This window comes from Chromobacterium sinusclupearum, from assembly GCF_002902845.1.
In the GTDB taxonomy this organism is placed as follows: Bacteria; Pseudomonadota; Gammaproteobacteria; order Burkholderiales; family Chromobacteriaceae; genus Chromobacterium; species Chromobacterium sinusclupearum.
This window is the reverse complement of record NZ_PPTF01000072.1, coordinates 20558-27907: the sequence shown is the minus strand read 5'-3', so window position 1 is coordinate 27907 and position 7350 is coordinate 20558. Positions and strand designations below refer to the sequence as shown.

General features: G+C 60.8%; 5 protein-coding genes. 3 read left to right on the top strand and 2 right to left on the bottom strand.

Going from position 1 to position 7350, the window contains the following annotated elements:
• Both C2134_RS21935 and C2134_RS15635 read right to left on the bottom strand, forming a co-directional pair.
• On the bottom strand, positions 1 to 609 hold a 609-nt coding region (locus C2134_RS21935), incomplete at its 3' end, for an ABC transporter permease (RefSeq protein WP_233196477.1).
• A 53-nt stretch (positions 610 to 662) separates the two neighbouring features.
• Positions 663 to 2459: an ABC transporter substrate-binding protein gene (locus tag C2134_RS15635; RefSeq protein ID WP_103321073.1), complete on the bottom strand. Its 1797-nt coding sequence runs from the start codon at positions 2457 to 2459 to the stop codon at positions 663 to 665.
• Between the two features lie 271 nt (positions 2460 to 2730).
• Between C2134_RS15635 and C2134_RS15630 the strand changes: the two genes are divergently transcribed.
• The 3 genes from C2134_RS15630 (at position 2731) to C2134_RS15620 (ending at position 7342) form a co-directional block, all read left to right on the top strand.
• On the top strand, positions 2731 to 5589 hold the full coding sequence (locus C2134_RS15630; protein ID WP_158248783.1) for a sensor domain-containing diguanylate cyclase: 2859 nt from the start codon (positions 2731 to 2733) through the stop codon (positions 5587 to 5589).
• Positions 5590 to 5663: 74 nt separating this feature from the next.
• Entirely contained in the window at positions 5664 to 6083 is a 420-nt protein-coding gene (locus C2134_RS15625; RefSeq protein WP_103321071.1) for a LexA family protein, read from the top strand.
• Positions 6080 to 7342 (top strand): Y-family DNA polymerase, encoded by a 1263-nt coding sequence (locus C2134_RS15620; RefSeq protein ID WP_103321070.1) that lies wholly within the window; start codon positions 6080 to 6082, stop codon positions 7340 to 7342. The genes C2134_RS15625 and C2134_RS15620 overlap by 4 nt, the downstream gene beginning before the upstream one ends.
• Positions 7343 to 7350: the final 8 nt, after the last annotated feature.

Here is a 7350-nt window from a genome sequence, read left to right as displayed (position 1 = left end):
TACAAAGCTGCGGTAGAAGCGCACGCTAGGTGCCAAGGACACCAGCACGCCAAGCAACAAGGGCAGCGGCAGGTAGACCAGCAGATTGGTCAGCATGCTGTCGTCGTCCCAGCCCATCACCGGGAACCAGTCCATCACAAAACCCAGCTGGTACTGGCCGACAATGATGTAGACCAGCGAACTGACGGACATGGCGACCGTGCAGATCATCGTCACCATGCGGTCAGTCAGGCTGCCGCGGAAGTAGGCTACCGCTACGGCGATCGGCAAGGCGGTCAGCAGCTCCAGCACCAGCAGGCTGCCTGCCAGCATCAGAGATGGCCCGACGCGAGTAGCCAACGTATGCGTGACTTCATGCTGGGTTGCCCACGAGTTGCCGAAGTCGTAAGTCAGCACTTGCTTGACGAACAAGAAAAACTGCTCAGGCAGACTCTTGTCCAGACCCAGCTGCACGCGGATGTTGGCCAGCATTTCCGGCGTCAGCCGCTTGCCTTCCAGAATGAAGGTGGGATCGCCGCCCACCCAGTTGAACAACACGAACACCAGCAACATGACGCCCAGCATAGTGGGAATCATCTGCCATAGCCGGCGAATGATATATGCAAACATAATTTCCCCTCCTCTCGCGTCTTTTAGACGAAGAGCTTGATTCCGTAACTAGCTCAATGCTTGGCAATATCGACGTAGCGCCAGAAGCCGCCAATCGTTGAGATGGGGTGGGGCTTATAGCCAAGCACATATCCGTGTGACAGAGAGTTCGTAAAGCGGGTCACGCCTAGCACGTAGGGCTGATAAGCGGCCACCACGCGATTCATCTTCTCGAACTCTGCCTCTCGCTCCGGCCCCAATGGCAGTTTCCGGGAAGCCTCGAAAGCATGGTCGAACTCTGGGCGGCTGAAAGCCGATAGATTTCCCCCCGAGCCAATGCTCTTGGACCACAGTTCGATCATGCTGTCGTCGCCGTCAGGCATGGATGCGGATCCGCCAAGGCTCCACATTTGCAGCTTATAGGCGTAGGCGCTCTTCAGGTTCTCGTTCCACTTGGCCACCTTGAACTTCACCCGAATACGCAGGCTGTCAAAGGTTTTCTGCCAGATCTGATTGAACTGTTTGTCAGTCGCGGATGCCTGGGTCGCTTGCTCGATCAACAAGGGCTTGCCATCCGGCAAAGTACGATAGCCATCCGGCCCTATCTTGTAGCCGAATTGATCCAGCAAGGCATTGGCAGTGGCAGGGTCATACTTGACCTGCCCCTGGAAGTTGGGACTAAAGCCAGCCATGCCGGTTGCCACCACGCCCTGCATCGGAACGGCCTGGTTACCATATAGCAGCGGCAACACTTCCTGCCGCAAGGGATAAGCCATGGCGATGGCTCGACGCAAGGCAACTTTGTCCTTGCCATAGCCACCGATCACGGGGTCCCTCATGTTGAAGTAGGCATACGTAACATCGAGGTTCAGCACATGCGACAGCCGGATGCCGCGCTTGGCCAGCGCCGGATTCAATGTGGTCTGAAACGGATCGTTATTGTGCACATGCAGCGCAGTCTTCATTGCCGCTTTGGGAACCGCAGCGATATCCAGCTGCTTGTTCAGGAAAGAAAGCCAGCGCGGCTGATCCTCTTCAATCACCTTGATTTCCACCTGATCGACCAGCGGCAACCTTTTGCCGGCCAGATCTTTGGCAATTTTCTGGTCTTCCGGATCCGCTGTGGGCTCACCATCAAATACCGGGCGGCGATATGACGGATTGGCTGCCAGCACAATCTTGTTGCCAGGCTTCCACTCCTTCAACCTGAACGGACCCGTGCCGACCGGGTGGGACATAGTGTCCTTGCCGTAGGCCTCTATCACCTCGCGCGCAACGGCGCCAAACTGTTTGGCTGCGAGGGTATACAGGAAGATGTAGTTGGTCTTGACCAGCGTGAGCCGCAAAGTGTAGCGGTCGAGCACCTGGATGCCCGGGATAGGCGCGTCGTAATCAAACTTGCCTGTTTTAGATGCGCGCCGCCCGGCATCCGCCAAACCGTCTATCCAGTCAGTCAGCATGTTCGAAACCGGGGAATTCACCACTGGATCGGCATAGCGCTTGAAGGAGTAAGCGTAATCGGCGGCAGTCAGCTCGCGCTTCTTGCCCTTGAATACCGGATCATCGGCAAAATAAATGCCAGGCTGGATTTTGATGGTGTAAATCTTGCCATCCGCCGAGACTTCCGGCATTCCCACCGTGGTGTTTGGCTTCAGTTTGAGCGGTCGGGCCAAATAGTCGTAACGCAATAGCGGATCGAAGATATTCTCAACCACGCCGATAGAGTAGACATCATTGACCTTGCCGGGATCGAATCCGGTTTCCGGGGCCGGCAAGGCAATTCTCAGCACTTTAGCCGGGTCCGCCCCATGCGCAAAAGGCATGAGCGAGGCGCCCACCAGCAGCATGGGCAACCATTTGAGGTGCTTCATCTTGTTCTGTTCTCCTTCGTAGCCGGAAGGCCTGCGTGGGCCTTCCCTTGTTCTCCTCGCCATGGTCATGAGCCATGACGGGCGGGAATGAATGTAAGGCCAATCGGCCACCAGGATCAACAAGAAAATATCAAGACGGCATCAAAAAAATGAAATTGTCCGCCGCGCCGGATTGCCGCGCCGCAGCAAACGCCACACGCACACGCCAATGCCGATATTTGTCCTAACATTCCAAATAAGGACTTCCATCTCCCTTGGCAGAGCGTGGCCTGTGCAAAACAACTATTCCGTGATGTCCCAATACCCGTCCCGCCTCTTCCGCGGCCGCTACACGCTGCTGACGGGCCTGGCTAGCCTGGTCTTGCTGGCTCTGGGCTGCGACGTGTTGGCCGGTTGGCTGTGGCGTGTCGAATCGGCCGTGCCGGAAAACATCCATATGGTGATTTCCACGGCCGCCTGCCTGGCGCTGTATGGAATGGCGCTGGCAATTGCCCTGTGGCGCCCGCGCGGGCAGGCCCACCGGCTGTTGGCCGTGGTGGTAATCGGCATCGTCTGCCTGGTATTGCTGGAACACGCCACCGGGCAAAGCACGGGAATAGACTTCCCCGCCCTGCACGCCTGGCGGCACGACATGCTGCCCAAGCCGGGACGGATGGCGGCCATGACCGCGACCGCGCTGCTCGCGCTGGGCGCTGGCATGTTATGCCTTCCCGCCGCCACACCCGCCAGAATGCGGATGGTGCAGATCTGCGCCGCGATTCCCTTGCTATGCGGCCTGCTGGGGGGCATAGCGTATCTGGTGGACCTGGAGCTGCTGTATAGCTGGGGCGCAGCGGTGCGCATGGCGCTCTCCACCGCGGTGGGGCTGCTGACAGCCAGCGCCGGCTTGTATGGGTTGGCCGCCCGCGACCAGTCGCGCCGCCTGCGCTCTAAGGACATGGCAAACTCGGTCTTCGCCACCGCATGCATTCTGCTGATCGTCATCGCCGGGACAACCGGGCTGCTGATCTATCGCCTGGCCAGCCACGCTCATGAACAGAGCCTCCAAACGGTGATGTCCTACAGCGCCCGGCAACGCGCCGCGCTGCTCAGCGCGCAGTTCGATATCAGCAACGACACAGCCCGCCAGCTTTACCAGCACCCGGCGATGCAATCGCTGCTGGAGGCGGCTTCGCACGGGCAGTTGAAGCAGGCAGATGCCGCAGCGGTGCTGAGCATGCAGAACAACCGCAGCTTCAATGGCATAGCGATCCAGGACCGCGCGGGCAGGACCTTGGTGCAGGTGGGTTATTTCGTCAACCGGCCGCTGCAGGCCGTTGCCTTGCGCTCCCCGCCGGGCGCGATCTTGCTATGGGATGGCAGCTATTCGTACCGGACCACCCATGTCTATCGGACATCGGCAGGCTCGGCCCGGCTGCTGCTGGAGCAAAGGCTGGACATGTTCAACCGCATTGTCCAGGACACTGCGCCGCATGATGGCTTGAGCGGCATCTACTCGCTCTGCGGCCATGATGAGCGATACCTGCATTGTTTTTCGCAATCGCCGCAGGACAAAGGTTCCACCATCCCCCTGGCAGGCAATATCCATCATTTCACCGTATGGCCGGCTTTTTCCGGCCAACGCGGCACGATGCACACAATAGACTATTCCCATCGCAACGTGATCGGCGCCTACGAGCCGGTGTCTGATACCGGCCTGGCCTTCAGCTACAAGATAGAAGTCGGCAAACTGCTGGCTCCCATCCGTCGCGATCTGGAAGTAGGCCTGTTCGTCATGTCGATTGTCATCGCCCTCGGCGCCCTGCTATTGCGCTGGCGCACGTATCCCCTGCTGCGCGAGGTGCAGCAGTCGAACCTGATGGCGGAGCTGGCGGCGGAGCGATTCCGCAACGCCGCCGAGGCCAATATGGACGCCTTTGCCATCATGGAAGCCCTGCGCGGCGCCAATGGCCAAATCGATGACTTCCGCGTGGTCTATATCAACGCCGAAGCCGAGCGCATGTGGCAGATCAGCCGCCGCGAGGCCATCGGCAGCCAGTTCCGGCAACTCGGCATTGCCCTGCAGATACCGGATTTTTTCGATAGCTGCCGCCGCGTGGTGGAAAACGGGCAGGCGGTATCCGAAGAAATTCCCATGGCCTTCAATATCGATCACCCTTCCTGGATGCATCATGAAATCGTCAAGGCCGGCGACGGCGTCAGCGTCAGCGTGCGCGACATCACGCAGCGCAAGCTGGCGGAACTGGACCTGGCCTTGCGCGAGGCGCTGCTGAAAACCGTGACCGATTCCATCCCGGCGCTGGTGGCCTTCATCGACCGCGAGGAACGCTACCGTTACTGCAACAAGTCCTATATGCGGCTGTTCGGCATCCGTCCGGAACAAATCATCGGCGTCCACATGCGCGACTTCCTGGGCGACGAGGCCTATCAGCAGCTGCGGCCGGAAGTCGAAAAAGCCTTGTCCGGACAACCCTCCTCGTTTGAACGCGACATGTCGGTGCGCGGCGAAAATCGTTACGTAGAGGGGCGCTATATTCCTCAGCAACATGCCGATGGCTCGGTTTCCGGCTTTTACGTGATGATCTGGGACATTACCCAATCGCGGGCGCGCGAGCTTGAACTGCGCAACAAGGTCACCCTGGACGGCATGACCGGCTTGCTGAACCGCTCCGCCTTCATGGAAATGCTGGACGACGAAATCAAGCACCACTATGTGAAACGGCTGGCGGTGGCGCTGCTGTTTCTGGATATCGACCACTTCAAGCAGGTGAACGACACCCTGGGCCACGCCGCCGGCGATGAGCTGATCCAGGAGTTCGCCCGCCGGCTGCGCAGCCAGGTGCGCGCCACCGACCACGTGGCGCGGCTGGGCGGCGACGAATTCGTCATTCTGCTGGCCGGGCTGGAATCGGAGCGGACCGCCATCGGCGTGGCGGAAAAGCTGCTGGAAGCGGTATCCCATGACGTCGAGCTGGCCGGGCAGCGGCGCAAGCTGTCCACCAGCATAGGCGTGGCCTACGCTGCCATGCCCGATATTACCCCCGAGCGCCTGCTGCAGATCGCGGACGAGGCGCTGTACCAGGCCAAAGCCGCCGGACGCAATACCTATCGCCTGCATCGCGTGGGATAAAAACGGCTTGCGGCGGCATCGCCTATCCGGGCAAAATGGTCTATCTTGAATTTGTACCATTTCAAAATCCCACCATGATTTCTGTCCGCGTTCCCGGCCTTGCGCCGCCCACCCTGCCGCTGGCGCTATCGCCCGTCCGCGCCGGTTTCCCCTCGCCGGCTGAAGACCGCATGGAGGCCGGCATCGACTTGCAGGCCTATCTGGTGGCCGATCCGCTGGCCACGTTTCTGGTTCGGGTAGCCGGCGACTCGATGTGCGACGCCGCCATCCAGGAGGGAGACATTCTGGTCGTCGACAAAGGCCTGACGCCGCGCCACGGCGACATCGTAATCGCGGCGATAGATGGCGAATTCACCGTCAAGCGGCTGCATCGCAAAGGAAGCCGCTACATGCTGCTGGCGGCCAATCCAGACTATCCGCCCATCGTGCCGGCCGGCGATCAGGAGCTGCAAATCTGGGGCGTGGTGACAGCCTGCGTGAGGAAATTCCGGTGACGACCTATGCGCTGGTGGATGGCAACAATTTCTACGCCAGCTGCGAGCGAGTGTTCCGGCCGGACCTGGAAGGCCGACCCATCGTGGTGCTCAGCAATAACGATGGCTGCGTGGTGGCGGCCAGCGCGGAAGCCAAGGCGCTGAACCTGAAAATGTTCGGACCGTTCTTCGAGATCGCCGGCCTGTGCCGCCAGCATGGCGTAACGGTTTTCTCCAGCAACTACACGCTGTACGGCGACATGAGCCGGCGCATGATGGCCATCCTGGCCGAACATGCGCCGGGCCAGGAAGTGTATTCGATTGACGAATGCTTTCTGGACCTGAGCGGCGTGAGCGACATCGAAACGCTGGCGCGGCGCATGCGCGACGACGTGCGCCGGCGCATCGGCATTCCGGTCAGCGTCGGCGTCGGCCCCAGCAAGACCCTGGCCAAGCTGGCCAACCATGTCTCCAAGCGGGTGCCGGGCTGGGACAGCGGCGTCTTCGACTGGAGCTGGCTATCCGAGGCCGAACGCGACGCGCTGCTGGGGCAACTGGCGGTGGGCAAGATTTGGGGCGTGGGGCGCAAGCTGGCGGCCCAGCTGGAAAAGATGGAAATCGACACCGCGCTGAAGCTGAAGCGGGCCGATCCGCGCGCCATCCGGCGCCAGTTCAGCGTGATGCTGGAGCGCACCGTGGCCGAGCTCAACGGCGTCAATTGCCTGGAGCTGGACGATGCGGAGCCGGAGCGGCAGCAGATCATCGCCAGCCGCTCCTTCGGCGAAAAGCCGCGAGACTTCAACGTGCTGGCGGCCGCCATCAGCCATCACATCAGCACCGCCGCGGAAAAGCTGCGCAAACAGCGTGGCGCGGCAAGGCTGGTGGGCGTCAGCATCCGTACCAGCCCTTTCATCGACGACGGCTACCACGGCTACACCGTCGTGCCTTTGGCGCAAGCCAGCGACGATACGCTGACGCTGGCCCAAGCCGCGCTCGCCGGTCTGCGCGACATCTACCGCCGCGGCCCGCTCTACCAAAAGGCCGGGGTCATCCTGATGGAAATCTCGCCGCGCGACGTCAGCCAGGCCGACCTGTTCGCCGCGCCGCCAGATCCGCGCCGGCAAAGGCTGATGCAAACCATGGATGCCATCAACCGCGAATTCGGCCGCGGCCGGGTCAAGCTGGCGGCGGAGGCGCTGACCAATAACTGGGAAATGCGCCAGGACCAGCGCTCGCCATGCTACACCACCCGGTTGCAAGACCTGTTGATAGTGAAATAGCCATGCTT